We start from the raw sequence: 25,343 nt of genomic DNA, 5'->3' as shown, positions 1-25,343 counted from the left end.
TCAAATGGATTCGTTAAAACTGATATGGCATAGAATCACCCATTGGGAGTATTGGCCATTTTGGCTGATTTATTATCCCATGGCCCCTGTTTGGCTGTACTATTCGATTAAGGCGCGTTCGTTGTTCTTTTTTAATGCTGCCAACCCGGGAATGAAAAACGGGGGTATGGCCATGATATCCAAAATGGGAATCTACAACATGATTCCTACGGAATTTATTCCACAAACGCTATTTTTTGATAAGGATGTTGCGCCAGAGAAGGCATTGGAGCGAGTACTGGACCATGGCATCGGTTTTCCCTTTATCGCCAAGCCCGATATCGGTATGAAGGCCTTTGGTGTGGAGAAAATCCATAACAAGAATGAATTTCAAATATATGTAGCTTGGACACCTTCCCATTTTCTGGTACAAGAACGTATTCCTTATCAAAAGGAGGTGGGCATATTCTATGTTCGTAAACCCAATGAAGTTCATGGAAAGATTACGGGGATTGTTTCTAAGGAGTTTTTATCCATCAAAGGTGATGGTGAAAGCACCATGTTAGAACTCATCAAAAAAAATCCCCGAAGTCACTTTCAGTTAAGCGTGTTGCAACAGAAGTATGGTGATACACTTCAAAATGTATTGAAAACAGATGAAGAATTTGTGCTTGTACCCTACGGAAGCCATACGCGGGGGGCCAAGTTTGTGGATGTCAGCCATAAAATCAATTTGAAACTGGAAAGGACGATAGATTTTATCTGTTCCCAAATGGATGGCTTTTACTATGGCCGATTGGATGTGCTCTATAACTGTTTTGATGAACTTTGTGAAGGGAAAAACTTCAGCATTATTGAAATAAACGGTGCAGGAGGGGAAGCCACCCATATCTATGACCCCAAACATTCCTTGTTCTGGGCCTGGCGCGAAGTGGCCCGCCATTGGAGTATGTTGTGCGAAATTAGTATTGCCAATAAAAGGGCAGGCCATACGTATTTAAGCTTTAAAGAGGGTAGGGCCATGCTGAAGCAAACCGGCGCTTTGCAAACACAATTAAAGTTTTAGAAAACTTAAAGGATATCCTTGATATAGTTCTCCATAGCACTGGGCTCCGTTGTGGGGGCAAATCGTTTTACGGGCTTTCCTGTTTTATCAATGACAAACTTCGTGAAGTTCCATTTGATTTTTCCGCCCAGCAGCCCACTAAGTTCCGATTTGAGGTATTTGAACATGGGATGGGCATCACTTCCATTCACGTTTATTTTAGCAAACATGGGAAATGAGACACCGTAGTTCATCTGGCAAAATTCTTGTATATCGTCGGCTGTGCCGGGTTCTTGATTGCCAAACTGATTGCAGGGAAATCCTAGTATGACCAATCCTTGTTCATTGTAAGTTTTATAGAGTTCTTCCAGACCTTCATACTGGGGGGTTAAACCACACTTGCTAGCAGTATTGACTACTACAATGGTTTTGCCCTTGTATTTTTCCATGGACTCCTGAGTGCCATCCAATCGTTCTACTTCAAACTTGTAGAATTCCATAGGTATCATTTTTGTTTGTTCATCAAATGTTTCAATGCTCCTGTAGACCATAGGGCCCAAAGTATCAATACGGGCTGAAAAAATAAACGAACTAATCTTTTCATGTCGGTGTCGAGCCCGAAAGCGTCTATACCATTGGTGTATTGTGAAATGTTTCCAGGGAATATCAATACATAGAAAATGGCAAGCACAATACCCACTTTTACTTTGTATTTGACCAAAAGGACCATGGCAAGGCCTAAAAGAATCTCAACTACACCAGAAGCTACCACCACAAAATCCATAAAAGCGTCGCTAGTAGGTAACCATCGGGGTACTTGGGCCTGAAATTCCTCACGTTGAAAGGTAAGATGACCGATTCCGGCCATAATCATCAATAGTCCAAGTATAACCCTGAATACATTTTGTGTTGTGCTAGTTTTCATTTGAAGACTTTTTCAGATTCCCCTAAAGATAATCATATCCAAAAGGAAGCCTTTTCTGAAAAGGGGCAAATGTTGACCCAAATCAAGATTCCTCTGCTACGGATTGCATCTTATGCTTGATGGCATTCATGATAATTGGAGCATGAATCCGAGAATTTTCGATAAACCATTTGTGGGTTTCCATACCACCGCAAATCACACCTGCCAAGAATAGGCCGTCCACATTGGTCTCCATGGTGGCTGGGTCGTATTTAGGTAATCTTTTTGGGTCGTTGGAAAGTTCGATGCCCAGTTTCTCCAAAAATGCAAAATTTGGCTTGTAGCCGGTTAATGCGAGTACAAAATCATTTTCCAGCACAATTTCGCCTTCAGGAGAATTGATGACAATTTCGTGGGGTCTGATTTCTTTGACAGTGGAATTATAATATGCTTTAATGCTACCTTCCTCAATACGGTTGATGATATCAGGGCGCACCCAATATTTTACGCGGGGACCAACTTCCGGACCACGAATTACCAAGGTTACCTCAGCTCCTTTTCGCCAACATTCCAATGCTGCATCTATGGCGGAATTACTGGCCCCGACCACTACCAATTTTTGACTGGCATAAAAATGGGGGTCGTTGTAGTAATGCGACACTTTTGGCAAATCTTCACCGGGAATATCCATGGTGTTGGGTAAATCGTAGAACCCAGTTGCCACAATAACATTTTTAGCTTGGTATTCGTCTTTATCTGTTTTGACCAAAAAGGTTTCTCCTTGTTTTTCGGTATCAAGTACTTTTTCAAAAAGATGAATGTTAAGCTGGTTGGAGGTCACAATCCTGCGATAGTATTCCAAGGCTTCGGCGCGTTTGGGCTTGGCCTCCTTGCTTATGAAAGGTATTTCGTCTATCTCTAATTTTTCGGAAGAGGAGAAAAATTGCATGTTCATTGGGTAGTTGAACAAGGAATTGACAATAGGTCCTTTTTCTATAATGATATAGGAAATCCCCTGTTTTTTAGCTTCAAGGCCACAGGCTATCCCGATGGGGCCACCCCCGATGATGACAACATCAAATTGCTGCATTATGCTATTTCTTCTTTTAATTTTTTGATGGTTTGGGTCGGGTTGGTGCTTTTAAATACAAAACTGCCCGCAACCAAAACATCCGCTCCGCAATCAATGAGTTTTTTTGCATTGTCGGCATTGACCCCTCCATCAATTTCAATCAAGGTGTTGGCATTTTTCCGATTGATCAATTCTTTTAAATCAGCAACTTTTTGATAGGTGTTCTCGATAAAGGATTGTCCTCCAAACCCTGGGTTGACACTCATAACGATAACAATGTCAATATCCTGAATGGTATCCTCCAACAATTTTACCGAAGTATGTGGGTTAATGGCCACACCGGATTTCATGCCCTCTGCCTTGATGGCCTGTAAGGTCCTGTGCAAATGTGGGCACGCCTCGTAATGGACGGTAAGGTTATCTACACCCAAATCCCCAAAGATTTTAATGTACCTGTCCGGGTCAATGATCATGAGGTGGGTGTCCAACGGTTTTTTGGCATGTTGGGCAATAGCTTGTATCACGGGCATTCCAAATGAAATGTTGGGCACAAAAACGCCGTCCATTACATCTAAATGGAACCAATCGGCATCACTTTGGTTCACCATTTCTATTTCTTGTTGAAGATTGGCAAAGTCGGATGCCAGTAGCGAAGGGGCGATAATTTTTTTGCTCATGTGAGAATCTGCTCGTTCCCTACAAAGATAGTGAAATGTTAAAGCAATACCTTAATCGGTTCATGCCTATTTAGAACCTTTTGGCAGTACTATTGGGCCATAGACTGCATCCCTGAACCGCTTGTGAAGTGAGCCGTTATATGGAAAAATCTGCACGAAGAACACCGCCGTTAATTCATTTACGGGATCTATCCAAAACAAGGTGCTCGCCGCTCCGTCCCAAAAGAATTCTCCGACAACCCCATTGTTCTCTTCAACGGATGCAGGGGCACGAAGCCGAACGGCAAAATCTATCCCGAAGCCTACTTGTCCCTTGCTGGGCAACCACGACCTTTCCGTAATGTTTTCATCCAAATGGTTGGTGGACATCAACTTCACGGTTTCTGGTTCAAGAATTTCCGCTCCCTCCAAGTTTCCCTCGTTGACCAACATTCTGGCAAAGCGCATATAATCGTCAAGTGTGGAAGTCAGTCCCCAACCACCAGGGGTCAGTGGCCATTTTTTATAATTGAATGCATGCGCTTCTTCGTTGGGGGATTGGTTCAATTCACCCATTTCAGTTTTACGATAAGCCGGTGACATTCTATAGCGCTCATCCTCTGGGACTACATAGCGGGTATCTGTCATTTTCAAGGGGTCAAGAACATGCTCACGGACATATTCCTGATACGGTTGACCCGAAATCCGCTCCACTAAAAATGCTTGTACATCGACCGAAGGACCATATTCCCATTTGGCTTCGGGCTGGAACCATAGAGGTATGCTTCCCAATTTTTCTGCCATTTGGGGCAAGGTATTCTCCCAGTTGAACGGGTCCGCTTCTTTTAAGGCCTCACTATGTCCTGGAATATCGTCCCGGGTGGAAAACCCCGCCGTATGGCGTGTAATGTCACGGATGGTAATCGGTCGGTTCAAGGGTTCGAGTATCATCTCACCATCGGAGTCCACCCCTTGGTACACTTTCATGTTGGCAAATTCGGGAGCATATTTTTCCAACGGGTCGTCCAATTGAAACTTACCTTCATCATACAATGTCATCAAAGCGGTTCCCGTAATAGGTTTTGTCATTGAATAAATCTGCACCAGAGTATTACGTTGCATAGGGATTTTTTTGTCTACATCTGCATGGCCAAAAGCATTGAAGTAAACCTCTTTGCCCTTTTCAAAAATCAATGCCGATGCCCCGGCCACTTCACCGTTTTTCACAAAACTTTGTAAGGTAGAATCCAGTCTGGTCCTTGCGGCTTCTTGAATGATATCTTCTGTATTTTCCTGACTTGTACCTAATGAGATTACAGAGGCTATAAATAAAATGGAGAGGAATATTCTTTTCATGTTGGGTTGATTGGTGTTCTTAAATAGTGAACTGGTTCGGTTAAAGAAAGGTAAGGATTATTTGAAGACCTAAATCAGGGTTCATTGTGCTGTAAAAAAGTGTTGCTAAGTATAGAAACAAAAAAACTCCGGTAATCAGCCGGAGTTTATTCATCAATCAAAAAACGAACAGTCATGATAAACTGTTATATCTTACTAAATTACAACTTTCCTGCCAAAAATCAAATTTAAGGATAGTTTAACTGTAATTTAGTGGGTGTTTTTTACACTTTATCCCAAATATGTCTTTAAAATCTTACTTCTGGAGGTGTGTTTTAATCTGCGGATTGCCTTTTCCTTAATCTGGCGAACTCTTTCTCTGGTAAGGTCAAAAGTTTCACCGATTTCTTCCAAGGTCATGGAATGTTGTCCGGCCAAACCGAAGTAAAGCCTGATTACATCTGCCTCACGAGGGGTAAGGGTTTCCAATGCACGCTCAATTTCGGTACGAAGTGAATCGTGCAAAAGTTCCTTGTCCGGGTTAGGGGACTCACCGCTGCGCAATACATCGTATAGGTTGGAATCCTCACCATCGATCAATGGAGCATCCATGGATACGTGGCGACCGGAATTTTTCAAGGATTGCTTCACATCTTCCACTGTCATGTCCAATTCTTTGGCAATTTCCTCTGCGGATGGTGGGCGTTCGTGAGCTTGCTCCAAGAAAGCAAATGTTTTGTTGATCTTGTTGATGGAACCAATCTTGTTCAATGGCAAACGAACAATACGGGATTGCTCTGCCAACGCCTGAAGAATGGATTGGCGAATCCACCAAACGGCGTAAGAAATAAATTTAAACCCACGGGTTTCATCAAAACGCTGTGCTGCTTTGATAAGTCCCAAGTTTCCTTCATTAATCAAATCAGGAAGTGTTAACCCTTGGTTCTGGTACTGTTTTGCAACAGATACAACGAACCTAAGGTTGGCTTTAGTTAATTTTTCCAAGGCTACTTGGTCTCCCGCTTTGATTCGCTGTGCCAACTCTACCTCTTCATCGGCGGTAATCAAATCTACCTTTCCAATCTCCTGCAAATACTTGTCTAACGACGCGGTTTCCCTGTTGGTAACCTGTTTTGTAATCTTTAACTGTCTCATCTAAAAATTCCCTTCAAATTAAATTTGTGAACCGGAGCTCATTAGGTTATACGTTCAAAAAACTGAAAAGTTACATTTTGGTTACATTTTTTTTAAAAAACAAAACCCCGAGGTGTTGCCCCGGGGTTGTTTTATTAATTAGGATTACTTTAAAAACTAATCCCTTCTTGGCTTTCTGTCGCGGTCACCACCTCTTCGGTCACCACCACGGCGGTCACCACCACCTCTTCGGTCACCACCTCTATCGTTGCGAGGTTGACGTTCTTGATATCCTTCAGGTTTTGGCAACAAAGCTTTTCTTGATACCTTTTCCTTTTTGGTCCTTGGGTCTATACCAAAGTATTTTACATCAAAAACATCGCCCATGTTTACCACATCGGATACATTTTCGGTGCGTTCCCATGCCAATTCGGATACGTGAAGCAATACTTCGTTCCCTGGTGCTTCGGTGTATTCCACCACAGCGCCGAAGTCAAGCATCTTGATCACTTTCACTTCGTAAACACTTCCCACTTCAGGTTTGAACATTAAAGCATCGATTTTTGCCAATACTTTGTTGATTCCATCCTGATCGGTACCAAGAATTTCCACAATACCTTCCTCGGTTTCTGGGTCTTCGTTGATAACGATTGTAGTTTTGGTTGTTTTTTGAAGCTCTTGAATCACTTCACCTCCTTTTCCGATAAGGGCACCGATATACTCACCAGGAATAACTCTGGTTACAATTTTTGGTGCATAAGACTTCACTTCCGGTCTTGGAGCTTCAATGGTCTCGGTAAGTTTGCCCAAAATGTGCAATCTACCGTCTTTGGCCTGCATAAGTGCTTTTACCAAGATTTCATAAGAAAGACCTTTTACTTTAATATCCATTTGGCAAGCTGTGATACCATCTGCTGTACCGGTTACCTTAAAATCCATGTCTCCCAAGTGATCTTCATCACCCAAGATATCGGATAGTACGGCATATTTACCGGTTTCGGTATCGGTGATCAACCCCATTGCTATACCAGAAACAGGCTTTTTCAATTGGACACCGGCATCCATCAATGCCATGGTACCTGAACATACGGTTGCCATGGAAGAAGAACCATTGGACTCCAATACTTCGGATACCACACGTACGGTATATGGGCAATCAGCAGGAATCATTCCTTTAAGTGCACGTTGTGCCAGATTACCGTGACCTACCTCTCTACGGGAAGTACCACGAATGGGTCGTGCTTCACCAGTTGAGAAAGGAGGGAAGTTGTAGTGCAAATAGAATGTTTCTTCACCTTCGTAAGATGGCATGTCTATTTGGTTCGCTTCTCTGGAAGTACCCAAGGTAACGGTTACCAATGCTTGTGTTTCACCACGGGTAAAGATGGCAGAACCGTGAACTGATGGCAAATAATCCACCTCGCACCAGATAGGACGGATGTCGGTAGTTTTACGACCGTCCAAACGAAGTCCTTCTTCTAGGGTAAGGTTTCTGACCGCTTCTTTTTCGGCCTTGTAGAAGTATTTGGAAACCAAATCTCCAAACTCTTCCAATTCTTCTTCTGTAAACGTGGCCTTCACTTCTTCTTTTATAGCATCAAAAGCAGCACTGCGTTCATGTTTGGACGAACCGGCTTTTGCTACGGCGTATACCTTATCATAGGTAAGGTCGTATACCTTCTTCTCAAGATCGGCATCCTCGTTTTCTGGTTCGTACTCACGTACTTCTTTTTTACCGAAAGCTTCGGCCAATTTTTCTTGCGCTGCACATTGTACTTTGATGGCCTCGTGGGCAAATTTGATGGCTTCCACCATTTCCTCTTCGGAAATTTCGTCCATCTCACCTTCCACCATCATTACAGAATCAGCGGAAGCACCAATGATCATATCAATGTCCGACTCTTCAAGCTGTGCTCTGGTCGGGTTAATGATCAATTCACCGTTAACTCTACCAACACGAACCTCAGAAATAGCACATTCGAACGGGAAATCCGAAAGTTGAATGGCAGCCGAAGCGGCCAATCCGGCCATTGCATCCGGCATAACGTTTTCGTCATGGGACATCAACTGGATCATTACCTGTGTTTCGGAGTGATAATCCTTAGGGAACAATGGGCGTAGTACCCTATCCACCAAACGCATGGTCAATACTTCACCATCACTTGGTCTTGCTTCCCTTTTGAAGAAACCACCGGGGTAGCGTCCGGCAGCAGCAAATTTTTCGCGATAATCCACGGTAAGTGGTAAAAAGTCCACATCCGCAGCTTTGTAATTTGAGACAACTGTACACAATAGCATACACTTGCCAGATTGGACAACTACAGAACCATGGGCCTGTTTTGCCAATTTTCCGGTTTCGATAGAAATCTCTCTACCGTCACCAAGGTCTATGACCTCTTTGAATGTCTTTGGAATCATAAAATTAATCTTACCTAACCCAAAAGGTCAGGCTGTTAAACTTTGGTCTACCGCCATCCGGGCGGTCGGGTTGTGTTGTTGTTGTGTGTGCCTGGGGCACTTGACCAATGAAAAACTATTTTGTAGCTTTTTGTGTTTGCCCGGTTACCCGGGACTTTTGGTTGAAACAAATTCAACTAAAACAAAGGGGAAGCCTTAGCCTCCCCTTGTGTTTTTTATTTTCTAATACCTAGTTCTTTAATCAAAGTACGGTATTTGGCAATATCTTTTTTCTTTAGATAATCCAAAAGACTACGTCTTTTACCTACCAGCGCTACCAAAGAACGCTCGGTGTTGTAATCTTTGTGGTTTCTCTTAAGGTGTTGTGTCAAATGGTTGATACGGTGCGTGAACAAAGCGATTTGTCCTTCCGTAGAACCGGTGTTGCTCTCAGAGCCGCCGTGTTTCTTAAAAATCTCGGCTTTAACTTCTTTTGTTAAATACATTCCAATATTATTTAAATGATTTTTATGTATTGATTGTCTTTCAATCAGCGTGCAAAGATATGCTTTTATTTGAAATCAAAAGACTTATTAAAAATAAACTTTGAAGGCAGGTATGCCGTAAAAATCGCATACAAAACAAAAAAGCCCCTAACTCGGGGCTTTTTTTATATTCTTACAGGTTGATTGGTAATCAAATCTATATACAGATTGATTTTTTTCTTCAAGTCCCTACGGTGCGTGATAAAGTCCAAAAATCCATGCTCTTTCAAGAATTCAGAGGTTTGGAAACCATCGGGAAGATCTTTTCCTGTAGTATCCTTAACTACCCTTGGTCCGGCAAAACCGATAAGGGCGCCTGGCTCGGCAATGTTGATGTCTCCCAACATAGCGTAGGATGCGGTAGTTCCCCCTGTTGTAGGGTCTGTACATAAAGAAATGTATGGAATCTTTGCATCGGCCAATTGGGCCAACTTAGCTGATGTTTTTGCCAGCTGCATCAACGATAGTGCAGCTTCCATCATACGGGCACCTCCGGATTTGGAAATCATTACAAATGGGATTTTTTTCCTTTTGGCAACGTCAATGGCACGTGAAATTTTTTCACCTACCACACTTCCCATGGACCCTCCGATAAACGCAAAATCCATACAGGCCACTACGATATCCTTGCCTTCGGATTTTCCCACAGCTGTTCGCACAGCGTCCTTTAACCCTGTTTTTTGCTGGGCCGCTTTTAAACGATCGGAATATTTTTTGGTATCCTCGAACTTTAAAGGGTCCTTGGCGGTCATTTTTGTGTCAAGTTCACGAAACTTGTTATCATCAAAAAGAATCTCAAAATATTCTTTGCTTCCTATTCGTACGTGATAATCATCTTCTGGACTTACGTAAAAGTTTTTGGCCAGATCTTCGGCCTCAACAATCTTACCGGTAGGGGATTTGTACCACAGCCCCTTGGGGGTGTCCTTTTTTTCCTCCGTAGCGGTCTGTATTCCTTTTTCCTTTCTTTTAAACCAAGACGACATGCAATCAATATTTAGTTAGACTAAGGCTTACAAAGTGTTTACGTTGTTCAGGTCCTCGAATGCCTTTTTTAGACGGGCAATAAAAGTTTTTTGTCCTTCTCTAAGCCATACACGTGGATCGTAATACTTTTTGTTAGGTTGTTCTTCGCCATCAGGATTGCCTATTTGGGCCTGAAGGTAACCTCCTTTTCCTTGTACATAATCGCGAACCCCTTCCAAGAACGCATACTGCAAGTCGGTATCGATGTTCATTTTGATTACCCCGTAACCGATAGCTTCTCTGATTTCCTCGACCGTAGACCCGGAACCACCGTGGAATACGAAATCGATATGGTTGTGCTCGACTCCGTATTTTTCGGTAATGAACTCTTGGGAATTCTTAAGGATTTTTGGAGTCAGTTTTACATTGCCCGGCTTGTATACGCCATGCACGTTACCAAATGCAGCGGCGATGGTGAACCTTGGGCTTACTTTAGAAAGTTCTTCGTAAGCGTATGCCACTTCTTCCGGTTGGGTGTACAATTTGGAATCGTCTACATCGGTGTTGTCCACACCATCCTCTTCACCTCCGGTAATTCCCAACTCTATCTCCAAAGTCATATCCATTTTGCTCATTCGCTCAAGATACTTTTTGCAGGTTTCGATATTTTCCTCGATCGGCTCTTCTGAAAGGTCGATCATATGAGAACTGAACAATGATTTGCCAGTTTCTTTATAATGTTTTTCACTTGCGTCCAATAGACCATCGATCCATGGCAATAATTTCTTGGCACAGTGATCGGTATGAAGGATTACGGTAGCTCCGTAGGCCTCTGCCAATTGATGCACGTGCTTGGCTCCTGAAACGGCTCCTAAAATGGCAGCTTTTTGGTTTTCGTTGGATAACCCTTTACCTGCGTTGAACTGGGCACCTCCGTTGGAAAATTGAATAATTACAGGAGAGTTCAAGGTTGCAGCGGTTTCCATTACGGCGTTGATGCTGTCCGAACCGATTACGTTTACGGCCGGAAGCGCATATCCATTTTCTTTTGCATGGTTGAAAATTGCCTGTACTTCATCACCGGTAGCGACACCGGGCTTGATATTGTGGGACATAGTTATATTGGTTTCGAATTAAATAGAAAACAAAAGTAATAAATTATTTGCTCTAGAAAGGATAATTGATACCTATGTTAAAGGCGGCTTGTTTGAAGTTGTACCCATCGAACCAACGAGCGGACCCATCTTTGGCGGGATTGTAGGTCTTGAAACCTACGTCCAACCTAAACACAAAATAGGTGAAATCATACCGAAGACCTACACCGGTTCCCAATGCTAGATCGGCAAGGGAGGAAATTCCAGTGAAGATGGCGTCTGGATTTGTTTCGCTATCGAAAACGTTCCAAATGTTACCTGCGTCTGCGAAAAGGGCACCTTTTACATCGCCAGCTATCGGGAACCTGTATTCAAGGTTCAAAGCGATTTTAAAGTTGGCTTCATTAAAGTCATTGATATTGTCTGTTTTTCCTGGACCAAGCTCGTAAGCGTTCCAGGCACGGTTGTCGTTGGAGCCCCCGGCAAAGTAACTTCGAACAAAGGGAATATTGTCCGAGTTGCCATACGGAATGGCCAGACCTGTAAAACTTCTAAAGGCAATCACCTGTGAACCTCCAATTTCCCAATGCCGTATATAATCGAACTCGGTTTTTACATATTGGGAGTAGGGGACACTGAAAACAAGGTTCTGTCCGTTGTCATTTTTGTTGAAAGGAATTACGTTGGTGAGCAATGAAAGCATGGCACCGGCGCTTTCCACTTTTATTCGATATTGATAAAAATCGAGGTCGTTGATGCCTGATTTACTGTTTTTGGTGTGGGTGAAATTGGTGGCGAAAATAAGGTTGTTTTCCGTTAATCTTCTGCGTCTTTCTTCAATGCTGTTGACCAATTCTTTGTCCTCCGCGCTTACAGGAATCGAATCATTCAATATGTTTCGAACAAAACCATTCGCCCCAGTTGGGATGCTAAGTACCGGTTCGTCATCAACATCTTCCAAAGGGCTGAAGTATTGTGAATATTGCGGATCGTCCTGAAATTGGTCGGCAACCCTGTTCAAGTTGGAAAATGTATTTCTGTATACGTTGTAAAAATTGTCGGGATTTACGTTTCTTACAAATTCGACATTCAGCAGTTCAATGTTGTTTTTCAGCCTTTCAGAAGGTGTCCAATTAAAGGAAAGTATGGAGTTCAGGGATTGCTTGTCCAGCCCAATGTTTCGTTGGAAGTTGGTACCTGCCGACAATCGGGTCTGGGGCAACATATAATAAGGAATGATGCCTTCTGTGTTAAAGGGGAGCCAGATGCGAGGAAAGGTGATGTTGACATCTCCACCGAGTTCCGATGTAAAATTTCCATCCGATAGGGAGGCATCACTCAATAAACCGATGGAACCCCTTGCAGAAATGTTCAATGTCTCCGCACCTCCAAAAACGTTCCTTGTGATAACGGATGCACTAAAAGCAGTCCCCACCTGTTGAATATTGGAATGGGTAACATCAAAATTTAGATTTAATGAATATTTGGGCTTGGCCGCCAGATATATGTTTGTTTCCAGTTGTGTTTGGGTGGAGTCTGGGATAAACTCAATGTTAGGATATTTAAAAGTATTTAGGTTAGTGATTTGTCGGTAGGTCCGTATCCTGTCCAAATCACGATAAATACTGTCTTTTTCAAAGAAAATGGCATCGGTCAGCGCTTTGGGGCGATATCTGAGCTTTCCACTATAAATTATGTTGTGATTATCGTATTCTAGAGTTTTTAGGGAGTCTGTACTTCCGTTCAGGTCATAGTCAGCATAGATATTGATTTTTCTGTGCCGTGCCACTTTGTAGGGCATGTTGGTGTCCGTGGTATCATTAGTGCTCCTAAACTTGCGGATGTTTAGTTCCACATCCATCAATTGGTCGTCCGAGGCTTGGGTGGTATCCCTAAAGATATTGTAGTTTATGGAGCTTTCTTGAAAATTGTACACGCCAGAATTTCGGAAAAGGGCGGTAAGGCGCTCACGCTCTAAAGTGAAATTGTCCAGATCAAATTGTTGTCCCTGTTTTACAAAACTACCTTTAACAGCTTGGTTGTAAATGGAATCCAGTTCGGGGGAGGTGATGTTTTTCTGGATCGTGTCCACAATGTAAGGTTTGTTCAAAGTAACACGGTACTCTATTTGGGCCTTTTTCGCTTTTTTACCTTCAATTATCTCATACTCCCCGGTATTATTGAAATAACCCTTGCTATTGTAGTAAGATTCGAGCTTGTCTACGGATTTGTTGGTTTTTGAAGTGTCAATGACCACAGGAGGTTCTCCGATTCTTTTGAGAAATTCGCTATATCCTTTCACCAAAAACGATTCCTGTAATCTATAAACCTGTTTTTCGGACAATAGGTTTTTCAGTCGTTTTTCCCTTTTTTCTTTTCGGTTTAACCAGTCTTGGAAAGATGAGTCGGGATTTTCCTTGGCCAGATTGTACAGATTTAATTTTAAAGGATAGCCAAGTACGCTGCTGTTCGGTTTTTGGGTGATCAGGCCTTTGATTTCGGCATTTGTCACTTTTTCTTCATCTACCAAAATGATGTTCTTGGTGAGCAATAATTCATCCTCCCCGACCTTTTTTAAGGTATTGCAGCCAAAAATACTGAGCAAAAGCAACAATAATCCTATTTTTGCCCAGTTGCCCCTTACACCAAAATAACCACTCATAGAAGCCAAAAATACACGATTTAGATGGTTACAAAAAACCAAATTAAGCTAGTTGTTAGCCTAAAGCAAAAAAAGTACCGATCTCAACATGGACTATTTGTTGTTGAGGGTGAAAAGCTCGTGGATGAGTTGTTGAGTGCCGGTTTAAAACCTTACCAGATTTTTGTGGACGATGCCGGTTTGGTTCAAAGATTCGAGCAGGCTGAATTGGTCTCAGGGAAAACATTGAAGCAGATGAGCAACTTGACACATCCAAGTGGCATACTCGGTGTTTTCCGTATGAAGGATTCCAAAGATTTAGATTTAGAAGACTGGGTAGTGGCGTTGGATGCTGTTCGGGACCCTGGAAATATGGGTACTATAATTAGGCTATGTGATTGGTTTGGGATTAAAACGTTGGTCTGCTCCCCCGATACTGTCGATTGCTATAATCCAAAAGTATTGCAGGCCACCATGGGTTCCATTGCCCGAGTAAATATTGAATACGCTGATTTGACGGTCTTCTTGGAAAATGTGCATCGGCCGATTTACGGAGCCTACATGGAAGGTGAACCGGTTTATGGTTCCAATTTGACTGAAAAAGGGATTCTGGTTATGGGCAACGAGGCCAATGGTGTTTCCGATGAGGTTGGTAAATTCATTACGCATAAAATTGCGATTCCTCAATTTGGTGCAGCTACTGCGGAAAGTTTAAATGTGGCCACGGCCACGGCGATTCTTCTCAACGAAATCCGTAGAGGATAAGTTATTCAAAAGTAAAATTGATGAAGATTCCGCGCGTGCGCATGGCGGCAATATTGCCTGTCCAAGGACTATTGGGGTCGGCATCGGGGACCAACTCGTCTGTAAGGGCAAAAACCCCTCGAATGGATGGTGTAAACTTAAAATACTCGGTGTAGAAATCAATCCCAAAACCAACTTCGTACCCGTACACATTTTGTTTCATCCTAAATTGGCCACTACTGTTATCGTCCAGACTGTCTTCGTTACTTCCTAGGTTAATGGAAGTATAAACCCCTCCAACAATAAATGGTCTCCAGTTTCCGATTCTTCGGGTGCTCGCCTTGAGCAATAAAGGGAATCGAATATAGGTCGAGCGTACCTCACGAAGCGCATCGTTCTCTGTAGTAAAACCAGGAAAACCCAAAGTTCTTGCAGTGTAAAGCAAGCCTGGTTCAAAACGAGCATCCAAGAATTCATTGATCCTGAGCTCACCGATTAGACCAACATTGAACCCAATGCTTTTATCGACAAGTATATCCTGACCAATATCATCCTTGTATTCAAATTGAAAATCATATTGATTGAATCCAAGGTAGTATCCCCAGTTGAGAAATTTCTTGTCCTCGTTCTGAAGGTTGAGGATGGGGTCGCTTCCAAATTGCGCAACGGCAGATTGGTGCGATACTATAATCAGTCCAAATAGGATTAGGAGATTTTTCATCAATCTATTTTGAAGCAACATAAATGGATGCTACACCCATTGTCTGTGGTTTGTTCTCTATTCCTATAAACCCGATTTTCTTCAAAATATTGTTGAAAGCCTGTCCATGTGGAAAAACAGAAGCCGATTCACTCAAATATTTGTAAGCGGACCTATCTTTTGAGAACAAATTGCCAATGGAGGGCAGTACGTATTTTGTGTAGATTTTATAACCCTGTTTAAAAGGTGTTCTAGTGGGGACCGAGGTCTCCAAGACCACAAAATTTCCTCCAGGCCTCAATACCCTATGGATTTCTTCCAGTCCTTTTTCCAAGTTTTCGAAGTTCCGTACCCCAAACGCTACGGTGATGGCGTCAAAGGAGTTGTCTTCAAACGGCAGGTTTTCGCTATCACCAACGACCATTTCGATAGTGTTCTGTAAGTTTTTGTTGGCTACTTTTTTCTTTCCAACTTCCAACATTCCGGGCGAAAGGTCTAGTCCAACAATGTTTTTGGCCCCTGTGTTTGCCATGGCTATGGCCAAATCTCCGGTGCCGGTAGCTATATCTAGAATGGAATCGGGGGACTTCTCTTTTAAAAAGGCCACTATTTTCTTGCGCCATTTTACATCTGTTCCAAAGGAGATGACCCGGTTAAGGCCATCGTAATTCCCGGAAATGTTATCGAACATTTGCTTTACTTGCTCCTTTTTGCCGAGCTCAGATTCTTTGTAAGGTTTTACCTTTTCCGACATAGCTTTTATTTGCTGGCAAATATACAACTTAGGTTAGGGGATGCGGACAAAAATATTTGTGTAATTTTGCCCTCCAAAGGGATTTATTTTCCGTATTTGGTTAAAAGTATGGAGTTTACGTATAGCATACCATTCTTAGTATCGGTTGCAGCGTGCAAACCGAAGTTATTTAAGAACACATCCTATTCTATTCAATGAGAATAATTATTGCAGGTGCTGGTGAAGTTGGATTTCATTTGGCCAAACTATTGTCCTACGAAGCGCAGGAAATCACTTTGATCGATACAGATAAGGAAAGGTTGTCCTATGCGGATACCCATTTGGACATACGCGTGCTGCGGGGCGATGCCACATCGATACAGGTGCTACAGGATGCCGATGTGGATGGTTCCGACCTCGTGATCGGAGTGACCGCGTCGGAGACCACCAATCTTACCCTTTGTGTGCTGGCAAAGCAATTGGGCTGCAAACGTACCATGGCCCGGATTTCCAATACGGAGTTCATGGACAACAGGGAACTCATCAGGTTTGAACAATTGGGCATCGATGAACTGATTTCCCCGGAGCGTCTTGCTGCCACGGAAATACAGTTGATGCTTAACCAGTCTGCCTTCAACGATACCTATCAATTTGAGGAAGGGTTGTTGACCATGTTCGGTGTGATTCTTCCCAAGACCGCACCTTTTGTGGGCAAGATGGTAAAGGAAGCCGCAAGGATTTTTCCGGAACTTAATTTTATGCCCATTGCACTACAACGAAAAGGAACACAATTCACTTTGATTCCAAGGGGTGATACTGTTTTTAAGGAGGGGGATCAAGTCTATTTCATTACATCGGATAAAGGGGTCGAGGAGCTGTACAAGCTCTCCGGCATGCAAAAACAGGATATCAAGAATGTTATGATACTGGGCGGAAGCAAGGTAGGCTACAAAACGGCGCGCGACCTTTGTAATAAAAAATTCAACGTCAAACTTATTGAGAAAAATAAGGAGAAGGCCTTTGATATTGCCGATGAACTGCCGCATGCGCTTGTTATCAATGGCGATGGGCGTAATGTGGAATTGTTGGAAGAGGAGAGCCTAGAGTCCATGGACGCCTTTATCGCGGTAACGGGTAATTCCGAAACCAATATTATGTCGTGCTTGGTGGCCAAGAACAAGAAAATCAAAAAAACCATAGCCTTGGTAGAGAACATGGACTATTTCCAGTTGTCACATTCCATTGGGGTGGATACCCTCATCAATAAAAAACTACTTGCGGCAAACAGTATATTCCGGTACATCAGAAAAGGAGAGGTGCTGGCGCTCACCCGCCTGAACAATTTAAATGCCGAGATTTTGGAGTTTGAGGTGAAGGCGTCCTCGCTGGTGAACGGGGAAATCATCCGTGAGCTTAACTTTCCAAGAGAGGCGAGCATAGGTGGTGTTATCCGTAATGGGGAAGGAATTATAGCACTGGGTGATTTTAGGATTGCAGAAGGTGATAAAGTGGTGGTGTGTTGTTTGCCCAAAGCCATTCCTCGTATAGAAAAGCTGTTCCTCTAATGAAGCTCAATACACGAATCATTATCCATATTATGGGACTTTTGTTGCTTTGCAATGGTTCCTTTATGCTATTGGCGGCATTGGCCAGTGGTATTTATAAAGATGGCGCCACAATGGATATCATGTTGTCCGCCATTGTAACAATGCTTTTCGGGATGATGGCCATGTTCTATACCCGTGGACATAAAAAGGAGGTTAAAAAGAAGGAAGGATATATTGTGGTGACCTTTGGATGGATTGTAATGTCCATTTCCGGTATGCTGCCTTATCTTTTTTCGGGTTCTATCCCTTCCATAACAGATGCTTTTTTTGAAACGATGTCCGGCTATACCACGACGGGGGCATCTATTTTAGATGATATCGAAGCACTTCCGGAAGGTATTTTGTTGTGGCGGAGCCTTACTCATTGGATCGGGGGAATGGGTATTATAGTTTTGGCCATAGCCATTTTGCCGTTGCTTGGTATTGGAGGTATGCAGTTGTTCAGTGCAGAGGCGCCTGGCCCCGGTGGGGATAAGCTGCATCCTAGGATTACGGATACCGCTAAAAGGCTTTGGCTTATCTATTTTGGATATACTGTATTGGAGACCATATTGTTGAAATTTGCTGGAATGTCTTTTTTTGATGCCATTAACCATGCCTTGGCTACGATGTCCACTGGAGGTTTTTCCACTAAAAATGCCAGTTTGGCCTATTGGAACGATTCTCCAATAATCCAATACATCATCATCATTTTTATGTTCTTGGCGGGCAGTAACTTTGTACTAAGTTATTTTGCACTGACCGGACGGGTGAAGCGTGTTTTTCAAGATGAAGAGTTCAAATACTATTTTGGGTTTGTGGCGATTTTCACCATTTTGGCCGCATTGGGCGTTTATTTTAAGGCGGATGTTCCGGTATCCGATTTTCATCCGATGGTTTGGGGAAAGGCGGAAAGCGCCTTTAGGCATACCTTGTTCCAGGTGATCGCGGTAATTACGACTACAGGTTTTGTTTCTGCGGACTTTACTTCATGGACCCACTTCTTGACCGTTTTCTTTTTTGGCCTGATGTTCCTCGGAGGGTCTGCAGGTTCCACAGCGGGAGGAATTAAAGTGATGCGCCATTTATTGATTATAAAGAACGGTATCCTGGAGTTCAAACGTACCCTGCACCCCAATGCGGTGATTCCGGTTCGCTACAACCAAAAAACGGTTACCGAGCATATTGTATATAATGTAGTAGCATTCTTTGTGCTCTACATGTTGCTGTTTATTATCGGCTCTCTGGTGCTTGGTTTCTTGGGCTTGGATTTTGTTTCCGCGGTTGGTGGTTCCGCCTCCTCCTTAGGGAACGTTGGGCCTGCCTTGGGTAGTTTGAACCCTGTGAGCAATTATAATAGTCTTCCGGATGCAGGTAAATGGTGGTGTGCCTTTCTGATGTTGTTGGGGCGTTTGGAACTGTTCACTGTATTGATCGTGCTTACCCCATATTTCTGGAAAAAGACCTAATAAAAAACCTCTCAAAGTAAACTTCAAGAGGTTTTGATTTATTATGACGGATAGCCGATGTACTTACTTCAGCATTTCCTTTTTTATGTTAAAGTACTGACTTTATCCTTGAAATAGCTTCCTTTAGCTCATTCTCCGATGCGGCATAAGATATACGGATGCAGTTAGGGTTTCCGAATGCTTCACCGGTAACCGTGGCCACATTTGCATGTTCCAATAGATACAGTGAGAAATCAGAAGCATTGTTGATCGTCACACCTTTCAATGTTTTTCCAAAGTAAGCGGATATGTCCGGGAACACGTAAAATGCACCTTCCGGAACATTGAGGTTAAATCCTTCTATCTCACCCAATAGACCTAGGACAAGGTCTCTTCTTTCGTGGAACTTGTCGATCATAAATTGAATCTTGCTCACAGGGGCATCCAAAGCTGTAATAACGGCCCGTTGAGCAATAGCATTCGCTCCACTCGTTACCTGACCTTGCAATTTGGTACAGCCCTTGGCAATCCATTCCGGTGCGCCGATGTAACCAATACGCCATCCGGTCATGGCAAATGCCTTGGATACACCGTTTACGGTTACCGTTCTATCGTACATGCCATCAATGCCAGCAATGCTGGTGTGACCACCTTCGGTAAAATTGATATGCTCATAGATTTCATCGGATACCACATAGATATCCGGATGTTTTTTCAATACCTCAGCCAATCCTTTCAATTCATCCTTGCTGTATACAGAGCCACTTGGGTTACATGGAGAGCTGAACCAAAGCATTCTTGTCTTTGGGGTAATGGCAGCTTCCAATTGTTGAGGCGTCATTTTAAAATCGGTGTCGATTTGAGTGGGAACCTCTACAGGAACTCCTTCGGCCAATTTTACGATGTCGCTATAACTTACCCAGTATGGTGCCGGAAGAATTACTTCGTCACCAGGATTAAGTACTACCATTGCCACATTAAAGAGCGACTGTTTTGCTCCTGTAGAAACCACGATTTGGTTTGCTACGTAATCGAGGCCGTTGTCTCTTTTGAATTTATTGGAAATAGCTGTCTTAAGCTCAGCGTACCCATCAACTGGGGTATAGCTGCTATAATTTTCGTCGATGGCCTGCTTCGCGGCATCCTTGATAAAATCTGGAATATTGAAGTCGGGTTCCCCCAAGCTCAAACCGATGATATCCTTTCCTTCATTTCGTAATTCCCGCGCTTTGGCTGCCATGGCCAAAGTTGCTGACGTGGACATGTTCTTGATCCTGTCAGATAAATGGTTGCTCATTGATGCTTCGTTTTTTACTGATACTGGAGTGCCGGGTTTTTGCCCAACTCCTTTAAGTGTTTGAAGTGCGAAATTATAGCTTTTCTGGTAGTTTTATATTCGTGGTACGGTAAATTGAACTCCTGAGCAGTCTGTTTCACAATTTTGGAAATATTTGTGTAATGGATGTGGCTTATGTTCGGGAAGATATGGTGCTCCACCTGATGGTTCAATCCGCCGGTAAACCAGTTTACTATTCTGTTTTTGGTACCAAAATTTACCGTGGTGAACAACTGGTGAATGGCCCAAGTGTTTTTCATGTTGCCAGCTTCATCCGGAAGGGGGGTTTCCGCGTGGTCCACAATGTGGGCTAACTGGAATACTACACTTAGAATCACACCGGCAACGTAGTGCATAATAAAGAATCCAAGCAATACTTGCCACCAGGCTATATCAACAAAAATTAATGGAAGTACGATCCAAATGGTCAAATAAATAATTTTTGTAATAACCAATGTACTCCAGTTGATTACTGGGTTGGGCAGTTTACCGTAGCTCAATTTCCTCTTCATGTAACGGTACATTTGTTGGAAATCTGTTGTGATGGCCCAGTTAAATGTCAATAGGCCGTATAGAAAAATAGAGTAATAGTGTTGAAATTTGTGGTGCTTTCTCCATTCGGCATGTTTGGAGAATCTTAAAACGCGTCCGGCTTCCATATCCTCGTCATGTTCGTGGATGTTGGTATAGGTATGGTGCAGTACATTGTGCTGTACTTGCCAATTGTAAACATTACCGGCCAAAATGTAGATGCTGCTCCCCATCAACTTGTTCACCCATTTTTTGTTGGAATATGCGCCGTGGTTTCCATCGTGCATCACGTTCATTCCCACTCCGGCCATTCCTACGCCCATGGTGATGGAAAGCAGAAGATAGCCCCAAAAAGGGAGGTGGAGGGTCAGCATTAAAAAATAAGGGGTCAAAAAAATGGCAAACATCACAATGGTTTTCAAGTGAAGTTTCCAGTTCCCGGTTTTCTTAAGGTCGTTTTCTTTGAAGTATTCGTTTACTCTCTTGTTCAGTGTTCTAAAAAACTGTGCTGAATCTCTTCTTGAAAACCGGACGGTATTCTTATCCATAAAAAAATATTTTTACAAAGGTAACTAAAATGCTTTTTTAGAGTTACAACCTTTTGTTAGAACGGTGTTAAGGTCTATAAAAGTATTAATTTTGTCAAAAATACGGTTGGCAACATGAAAGCGGAACTTATCTTTAAATATTTTACGACGCTCAACGAGGAACAGAAAGAGCAGTTTGTAAAACTGGAAACACTTTACCAAGATTGGAATCAGAAGATAAATGTGGTTTCCAGAAAAGATATTGACGAGTTATACCTGCGACACATACTTCATTCCTTGGGAATAGCCCAGGTCCAGCTGTTCAATGAGGGAGCGGAAATTTTGGATGTTGGAACCGGTGGTGGTTTTCCTGGAATTCCGTTGGCCATTATGTTTCCAAATGTAAAATTTACCCTTGTGGATGCCATTGGGAAAAAAATAAAAGTGGTTAATGAGGTGGTGGAAGGATTGGGCTTGGAGAATGTCGAAACCCACCATTCCAGAGTAGAAGAAATTCCGGGACGATTTGACTTTATTGTGAGCAGAGCGGTTGCAGCCATGCCTACTTTTGTGCATTGGACCAAAGGTAAAATCAAAAAAGACTCCGCACATCAGAGAAAAAATGGCATTCTTTATCTAAAGGGCGGAGATCTTAGTGAAGAACTGAAGGGCTATGAAACCGTTCAGACTTTCGATTTAAACGAGTATTTTGAGGAGGATTTCTTTGAGACCAAAAAAGTGGTTTACTTACCACAGAAATATAAAGGATAGACTAAATACTGTACATCCTTTTGTATACCAATCTACATTTTCGGGCATAATCCTTGGCATATAGCCAAAATTGCTGATATTTTTTACTCATCAATTTCCCCCATGCATATATTCTAACAGTCATAACTAATTGAGTTTATGTAATCAAAGATAAATAGGTCACGATTAATTTACAATTAGTTAACGTTAAATTTACATTTAAATTGTCTGTTTATAGGTAAATATAATTTTAATTGACTTAATATGAGATTTTTGGTTTTGTGTCTTCTTAATTTTTGGATTAATCAAGTTTCTTGAATATTTCACCATTTTTCTCCAGCTGGTAACCTATTATCTCCCCAGAAGGATTTCTTAGAAACCCTACATATTCACTGTTTACGTCAGAGAAAACATCATCGATTTCATGGTAAATGGGATAAAATACATCGTCGATTTCTACCAATAAATTTTCTTGGTTCTTATCATATTTTAGATTGAAGGTTGTATCATTTTTGTATTGATAAACGCCTTCAAAATCTTTAAAAAAGACATCATGCTTTTGGTCGGCATAAGGATTAGATTCTGATAATAGGAGCCCGTTGCCCATATTCCAGTTGTCGTATTCCATGTAGAAAGCTGTTCTTTTGGCTGCGTTTATACCCTGTAATTTGGCCACAAGGTGAAGGGCGCCATCGATTCCGGCAGAAATCCCTGCGGTAGTGATTACTTCTCCATTGTCTACATATCTAACATTTTTACGCACATCCACTTTGGGATAGTTCGTTTCCAGGTCGGATAGGGCGTTATGGAAAGTTGTGGCTACTTTTCCATCAAGAATACCTGCTTCAGCCAGCACAAATGCACCGGTACATACTGAGAAATGGTATTCAATATCCTTTTGTTCCTTTACCCATGTGATAACCTCCTTGTTCTGGGAGGCAGCTTGGGAATTGCCTCCAAAGAAGGCCAATATATCCGCCTTTGGGGCATCATAAATACTGTAGTCAGGAACTACGGTTAAAATACCCTGTGACTTAATGGGGTCTTTGGTGGCCGATACGGTAAAAACGCGATAACCAGCATAGCTGAATACTTCCATTGGGCCTGAAAAGTCCAATACCTCCACTCCGTCTTGAAGGTAAAATGCAATGGTTTTGGACATTTCTTTTTTGACAAACGGCATATTGCAATGCTGGCATGTGCCGGGAGTATTGTATGTGATGTCGTCGCAAGCACTGTTGCAGGGTGGACAAACATAAGCTGTGGCTTGGTCACTTGAATTTTGAGACATTGTGACCATTGATATTAGGTTGCACAATATGATTAATGACTTTTTCATTCTCTTTTGGATTTGATGAATGGTCCAAAATTAAATGGGTAATTAATCTTTTGAAAGGACAATTGTGCTCAGTATCGGGCCATCAAGATGGATGCCTCACTATGGGGTGATAGTATGCTTTTTTAGTAGTGTCCTAAGTTGGTTGCTGCTTTTGAGTCCACAGGCCATTGCGGCAGTACTGACCTTGGAACCATTTTCAATCAACTGTTTGGCATGTTCCACTCTTAATTGTTCCAAGTACTCTCCAATGGTGATTCCTGTGGTGGTCTTAAACAGCCTCGTGAGATTTCTTCGGCTCATGTGTACCATTTCGGCCAGTTCCTCGATTTTAATCTTTTTGTCAAGGTTTTGGCTCAAGATGTCCTGTATCCTATGTATTCGGTTTTCCAAATGGTTCCTGAAACGGAGATAAATACTTAATTGTGGATCTTTTGATGTCCTTCTTGCATAAATGACCACTTCCTTGGCAATTTTGGAAGCGAATACTGCTCCAAAAAGCTCTTCTAGAATAAAAAGGGAAAGGTCGATGCCAGATGAAACACCTGCACTTGAATAGATGTTATCATCCTTTACGATCAAGCGGTCGGTCAGCACTTCTGTATCTGGAAATCTTTGTTTAAAATCATCGAGATACTTCCAATGGGTGGTACACTCCTTGTTGTCTAAAAGCCCCGCAATCCCCAAAAGGTAAGCTCCGGTACAAACTGAGCAAATTCTAGCCTTGGCTTTGCCCTGCTTTTTCAGCCATTCAAAAAAGCTTTGGTGTTGTTTGATAAACTGTTCTGACAAAAAGAGTTTGGACTCCAGTCCTGGTACAAACAGTAAGTCATTGCTATTCAATTCAAAAGTGGTAAATGGTAAAAGCCCCCCAATGGCAACTCTGGCACTTGATTGCTGTGAAGAGTTCTCGTTTAAACTTATATAGTGTATTTCTATTTCGGCACCGTACTCTTTGGCTTCGTAAAAAAGATGGGCGGGACCTGCAAAATCCAAAAGTTGGACTTCTGGTGGTATCAAAAAGAATACGCGTAATGGATTGCTTTTGGACATTTTTACTGATAGAGGTCGTTGATATCAGCGTTGGAGAGATCAACAAGTAGCTTGCCCATTTTGGCACACACCAAATTGAAGAATGTCTCGCCTTTTTCTTTCGTGGCCAGACTGGGGTCACCAACCCCTGTGTCTTGGGTCACTTTAGACCAAGGTCGCTCTGTCCATACCCAGCCTTCAGAAAATGCTTTGATTTTGTTTTTGAATTCCCTGCCTTCTCCCCAGTCCTCCTTAGGTAGCACCAGTTCGGGGGTTAAATGTAGGATAAGACTGGTTTCCATTTCATCGGCATGATCGCCCGGTTTTTCAAATACACCCGAATTACTGCCAAGTTTGAACCAATTGGTAACGCAAAGGAACATTTCTGGAAAGAGTAGTCCGAGTTCCCTGATGATGGCCTTCCAATTATTGCCTCCATGACTGTTCAAGATCATGAATTTTTTTACTCCTTGTCGGTCAAGCACGGTAATCAAATCCTTTAATATGGCAAATTGTGTACTTGGGTTTAGGTTCATGTCCAGATAAATGTCCGATTGACCTGTGTTTACACCAAACGGTATAGTGGGCAATACAATTACTTTGCTTCCTTGCTCCCAAGCAATTCTGGCAGATTCTTCCGCAATCGATGTTCCTTCGATTACATCGGTGGCGTAGGGGAGGTGGTAATTATGGGCTTCAGTGGCGCCCCATGGTAGGATGGCAAGGTCAAAAGATTCATCTTTCAAGTGTTTCCAGTTGGTCTCTGCCAAAATATAGGGTCTGGGCATGTCTAAGAAGGGTTAGGTTAAACAAAAAGGCCGTCATGTTTGGATGACGGCCTTGAAGTTACTC

23 protein-coding genes are annotated in these 25,343 nt (G+C 42.5%); 5 read left to right on the top strand and 18 right to left on the bottom strand.

What is annotated here, in order from left to right:
- Positions 1–4 precede the first annotated feature (4 nt).
- On the top strand, positions 5–1,045 hold the full coding sequence (locus tag DCK90_RS03225; protein WP_108244754.1) for an ATP-grasp domain-containing protein: 1,041 nt from the start codon (positions 5–7) through the stop codon (positions 1,043–1,045).
- A gap of 5 nt (positions 1,046–1,050) precedes the next feature.
- On the opposite strand, the gene DCK90_RS03220 is transcribed toward DCK90_RS03225, so the two are convergent.
- The 11 genes from DCK90_RS03220 to tamL form a co-directional block, all read right to left on the bottom strand.
- A complete protein-coding gene (locus DCK90_RS03220) occupies positions 1,051–1,524 on the bottom strand; it encodes a glutathione peroxidase (protein WP_108244879.1) in 474 nt (157 codons plus the stop codon).
- A gap of 5 nt (positions 1,525–1,529) precedes the next feature.
- Positions 1,530–1,949 (bottom strand): DoxX family protein, encoded by a 420-nt coding sequence (locus DCK90_RS03215; protein ID WP_108244753.1) that lies wholly within the window; start codon positions 1,947–1,949, stop codon positions 1,530–1,532.
- 82 nt (positions 1,950–2,031) lie between these two features.
- Entirely contained in the window at positions 2,032–3,018 is a 987-nt protein-coding gene (locus DCK90_RS03210; RefSeq protein ID WP_108244752.1) for a YpdA family putative bacillithiol disulfide reductase, read from the bottom strand.
- Entirely contained in the window at positions 3,018–3,677 is a 660-nt protein-coding gene (gene rpe, locus DCK90_RS03205; protein ID WP_108244751.1) for a ribulose-phosphate 3-epimerase, read from the bottom strand. Before rpe ends, DCK90_RS03210 begins: the two co-directional genes overlap by 1 nt.
- 66 nt (positions 3,678–3,743) lie before the next feature.
- Positions 3,744–5,012, bottom strand: a complete 1,269-nt coding sequence (locus DCK90_RS03200; protein WP_108244750.1) for a serine hydrolase domain-containing protein — start codon at positions 5,010–5,012, stop codon at positions 3,744–3,746.
- Between the two features lie 270 nt (positions 5,013–5,282).
- Positions 5,283–6,146, bottom strand: coding sequence for a sigma-70 family RNA polymerase sigma factor (locus DCK90_RS03195; RefSeq protein WP_100817395.1), 864 nt, complete (start codon positions 6,144–6,146; stop codon positions 5,283–5,285).
- 156 nt (positions 6,147–6,302) lie between these two features.
- Positions 6,303–8,543 (bottom strand): polyribonucleotide nucleotidyltransferase, encoded by a 2,241-nt coding sequence (locus DCK90_RS03190; RefSeq protein WP_108244749.1) that lies wholly within the window; start codon positions 8,541–8,543, stop codon positions 6,303–6,305.
- A 215-nt stretch (positions 8,544–8,758) separates the two neighbouring features.
- A complete protein-coding gene (rpsO, locus tag DCK90_RS03185; protein WP_108244748.1) occupies positions 8,759–9,028 on the bottom strand; it encodes a 30S ribosomal protein S15 in 270 nt (89 codons plus the stop codon).
- A gap of 164 nt (positions 9,029–9,192) precedes the next feature.
- Positions 9,193–10,053, bottom strand: a complete 861-nt coding sequence (accD, locus tag DCK90_RS03180) for an acetyl-CoA carboxylase, carboxyltransferase subunit beta (protein WP_108244747.1) — start codon at positions 10,051–10,053, stop codon at positions 9,193–9,195.
- 27 nt (positions 10,054–10,080) lie between these two features.
- Positions 10,081–11,148 (bottom strand): class II fructose-bisphosphate aldolase, encoded by a 1,068-nt coding sequence (gene fbaA / locus DCK90_RS03175; protein ID WP_108244746.1) that lies wholly within the window; start codon positions 11,146–11,148, stop codon positions 10,081–10,083.
- Between the two features lie 52 nt (positions 11,149–11,200).
- Positions 11,201–13,789 carry a translocation and assembly module lipoprotein TamL gene (tamL, locus tag DCK90_RS03170; RefSeq protein WP_108244745.1) on the bottom strand — a complete coding sequence of 863 codons (2,589 nt, stop codon included), beginning with the start codon at positions 13,787–13,789 and terminating at the stop codon, positions 11,201–11,203.
- Between the two features lie 24 nt (positions 13,790–13,813).
- On the opposite strand from tamL, the gene DCK90_RS03165 reads away from it, so the two are divergent.
- Positions 13,814–14,533 (top strand): TrmH family RNA methyltransferase, encoded by a 720-nt coding sequence (locus DCK90_RS03165; RefSeq protein WP_108244744.1) that lies wholly within the window; start codon positions 13,814–13,816, stop codon positions 14,531–14,533.
- Between the two features lies 1 nt (position 14,534).
- Here DCK90_RS03165 and porT read toward each other — a convergent pair whose 3' ends face one another.
- Both porT and ubiE read right to left on the bottom strand, forming a co-directional pair.
- A complete protein-coding gene (porT, locus tag DCK90_RS03160) occupies positions 14,535–15,233 on the bottom strand; it encodes a type IX secretion/gliding motility protein PorT/SprT (RefSeq protein WP_108244743.1) in 699 nt (232 codons plus the stop codon).
- Between the two features lie 4 nt (positions 15,234–15,237).
- Complete coding sequence (ubiE, locus tag DCK90_RS03155; protein ID WP_108244742.1) at positions 15,238–15,966, bottom strand: bifunctional demethylmenaquinone methyltransferase/2-methoxy-6-polyprenyl-1,4-benzoquinol methylase UbiE; 729 nt, start codon at positions 15,964–15,966, stop codon at positions 15,238–15,240.
- A 194-nt stretch (positions 15,967–16,160) separates the two neighbouring features.
- On the opposite strand from ubiE, the gene trkA reads away from it, so the two are divergent.
- Together trkA and DCK90_RS03145 are read left to right on the top strand one after the other, a co-directional pair.
- On the top strand, positions 16,161–17,510 hold the full coding sequence (gene trkA, locus DCK90_RS03150; protein ID WP_108244741.1) for a Trk system potassium transporter TrkA: 1,350 nt from the start codon (positions 16,161–16,163) through the stop codon (positions 17,508–17,510).
- Entirely contained in the window at positions 17,510–19,000 is a 1,491-nt protein-coding gene (locus DCK90_RS03145; RefSeq protein ID WP_108244740.1) for a TrkH family potassium uptake protein, read from the top strand. Before trkA ends, DCK90_RS03145 begins: the two co-directional genes overlap by 1 nt.
- Before the next feature lie 88 nt (positions 19,001–19,088).
- On the opposite strand, the gene DCK90_RS03140 is transcribed toward DCK90_RS03145, so the two are convergent.
- Positions 19,089–20,276: a pyridoxal phosphate-dependent aminotransferase gene (locus DCK90_RS03140; RefSeq protein ID WP_108244739.1), complete on the bottom strand. Its 1,188-nt coding sequence runs from the start codon at positions 20,274–20,276 to the stop codon at positions 19,089–19,091.
- A 14-nt stretch (positions 20,277–20,290) separates the two neighbouring features.
- The gene (locus DCK90_RS03135) at positions 20,291–21,394 is read right to left on the bottom strand and encodes a fatty acid desaturase family protein (RefSeq protein WP_108244738.1); all 1,104 of its coding nucleotides are present in this window, start codon (positions 21,392–21,394) and stop codon (positions 20,291–20,293) included.
- A gap of 114 nt (positions 21,395–21,508) precedes the next feature.
- Between DCK90_RS03135 and rsmG the strand changes: the two genes are divergently transcribed.
- Positions 21,509–22,144: a 16S rRNA (guanine(527)-N(7))-methyltransferase RsmG gene (gene rsmG / locus DCK90_RS03130; RefSeq protein WP_108244737.1), complete on the top strand. Its 636-nt coding sequence runs from the start codon at positions 21,509–21,511 to the stop codon at positions 22,142–22,144.
- A 280-nt stretch (positions 22,145–22,424) separates the two neighbouring features.
- Here rsmG and DCK90_RS03125 read toward each other — a convergent pair whose 3' ends face one another.
- The 3 genes from DCK90_RS03125 to DCK90_RS03115 form a co-directional block, all read right to left on the bottom strand.
- A complete protein-coding gene (locus DCK90_RS03125; protein ID WP_108244736.1) occupies positions 22,425–23,462 on the bottom strand; it encodes a DJ-1/PfpI family protein in 1,038 nt (345 codons plus the stop codon).
- A 99-nt stretch (positions 23,463–23,561) separates the two neighbouring features.
- Positions 23,562–24,512, bottom strand: coding sequence for a GlxA family transcriptional regulator (locus DCK90_RS03120; RefSeq protein WP_108244735.1), 951 nt, complete (start codon positions 24,510–24,512; stop codon positions 23,562–23,564).
- 2 nt (positions 24,513–24,514) lie between these two features.
- The gene (locus DCK90_RS03115) at positions 24,515–25,279 is read right to left on the bottom strand and encodes a creatininase family protein (RefSeq protein WP_108244734.1); all 765 of its coding nucleotides are present in this window, start codon (positions 25,277–25,279) and stop codon (positions 24,515–24,517) included.
- Positions 25,280–25,343: the final 64 nt, after the last annotated feature.

The organism is Muricauda brasiliensis (genome assembly GCF_003057865.1).
In the GTDB taxonomy this organism is placed as follows: domain Bacteria; phylum Bacteroidota; class Bacteroidia; order Flavobacteriales; family Flavobacteriaceae; genus Flagellimonas; species Flagellimonas chongwuensis.
The sequence above is the reverse complement of the archived record's forward strand: the minus strand, read 5'-3'. Positions and strand labels throughout refer to the sequence as shown.

Excerpts from the sequence above, each read along its gene's own strand:
- DCK90_RS03190 (WP_108244749.1), bottom strand. The coding sequence starts at position 8,543 with ATGATTCCAAAGACATTCAAAGAGGTCATAGACCTTGGTGACGGTAGA.
- accD (WP_108244747.1), bottom strand. The coding sequence starts at position 10,053 with ATGTCGTCTTGGTTTAAAAGAAAGGAAAAAGGAATACAGACCGCTACG.
- DCK90_RS03125 (WP_108244736.1), bottom strand. The coding sequence starts at position 23,462 with ATGAAAAAGTCATTAATCATATTGTGCAACCTAATATCAATGGTCACA.
- rpe (WP_108244751.1), bottom strand. The coding sequence starts at position 3,677 with ATGAGCAAAAAAATTATCGCCCCTTCGCTACTGGCATCCGACTTTGCC.
- DCK90_RS03120 (WP_108244735.1), bottom strand. The coding sequence starts at position 24,512 with ATGTCCAAAAGCAATCCATTACGCGTATTCTTTTTGATACCACCAGAA.
- DCK90_RS03115 (WP_108244734.1), bottom strand. The coding sequence starts at position 25,279 with ATGCCCAGACCCTATATTTTGGCAGAGACCAACTGGAAACACTTGAAA.
- fbaA (WP_108244746.1), bottom strand. The coding sequence starts at position 11,148 with ATGTCCCACAATATCAAGCCCGGTGTCGCTACCGGTGATGAAGTACAG.
- rsmG (WP_108244737.1), top strand. The coding sequence starts at position 21,509 with ATGAAAGCGGAACTTATCTTTAAATATTTTACGACGCTCAACGAGGAA.
- rpsO (WP_108244748.1), bottom strand. The coding sequence starts at position 9,028 with ATGTATTTAACAAAAGAAGTTAAAGCCGAGATTTTTAAGAAACACGGC.
- DCK90_RS03140 (WP_108244739.1), bottom strand. The coding sequence starts at position 20,276 with ATGAGCAACCATTTATCTGACAGGATCAAGAACATGTCCACGTCAGCA.
- tamL (WP_108244745.1), bottom strand. The coding sequence starts at position 13,789 with ATGAGTGGTTATTTTGGTGTAAGGGGCAACTGGGCAAAAATAGGATTA.
- DCK90_RS03165 (WP_108244744.1), top strand. The coding sequence starts at position 13,814 with ATGGTTACAAAAAACCAAATTAAGCTAGTTGTTAGCCTAAAGCAAAAA.
- DCK90_RS03145 (WP_108244740.1), top strand. The coding sequence starts at position 17,510 with ATGAAGCTCAATACACGAATCATTATCCATATTATGGGACTTTTGTTG.
- DCK90_RS03220 (WP_108244879.1), bottom strand. The coding sequence starts at position 1,524 with ATGGAATTCTACAAGTTTGAAGTAGAACGATTGGATGGCACTCAGGAG.
- porT (WP_108244743.1), bottom strand. The coding sequence starts at position 15,233 with ATGAAAAATCTCCTAATCCTATTTGGACTGATTATAGTATCGCACCAA.
- DCK90_RS03225 (WP_108244754.1), top strand. The coding sequence starts at position 5 with ATGGATTCGTTAAAACTGATATGGCATAGAATCACCCATTGGGAGTAT.
- DCK90_RS03200 (WP_108244750.1), bottom strand. The coding sequence starts at position 5,012 with ATGAAAAGAATATTCCTCTCCATTTTATTTATAGCCTCTGTAATCTCA.
- ubiE (WP_108244742.1), bottom strand. The coding sequence starts at position 15,966 with ATGTCGGAAAAGGTAAAACCTTACAAAGAATCTGAGCTCGGCAAAAAG.
- DCK90_RS03195 (WP_100817395.1), bottom strand. The coding sequence starts at position 6,146 with ATGAGACAGTTAAAGATTACAAAACAGGTTACCAACAGGGAAACCGCG.
- trkA (WP_108244741.1), top strand. The coding sequence starts at position 16,161 with ATGAGAATAATTATTGCAGGTGCTGGTGAAGTTGGATTTCATTTGGCC.
- DCK90_RS03135 (WP_108244738.1), bottom strand. The coding sequence starts at position 21,394 with ATGGATAAGAATACCGTCCGGTTTTCAAGAAGAGATTCAGCACAGTTT.
- DCK90_RS03215 (WP_108244753.1), bottom strand. The coding sequence starts at position 1,949 with ATGAAAACTAGCACAACACAAAATGTATTCAGGGTTATACTTGGACTA.
- DCK90_RS03210 (WP_108244752.1), bottom strand. The coding sequence starts at position 3,018 with ATGCAGCAATTTGATGTTGTCATCATCGGGGGTGGCCCCATCGGGATA.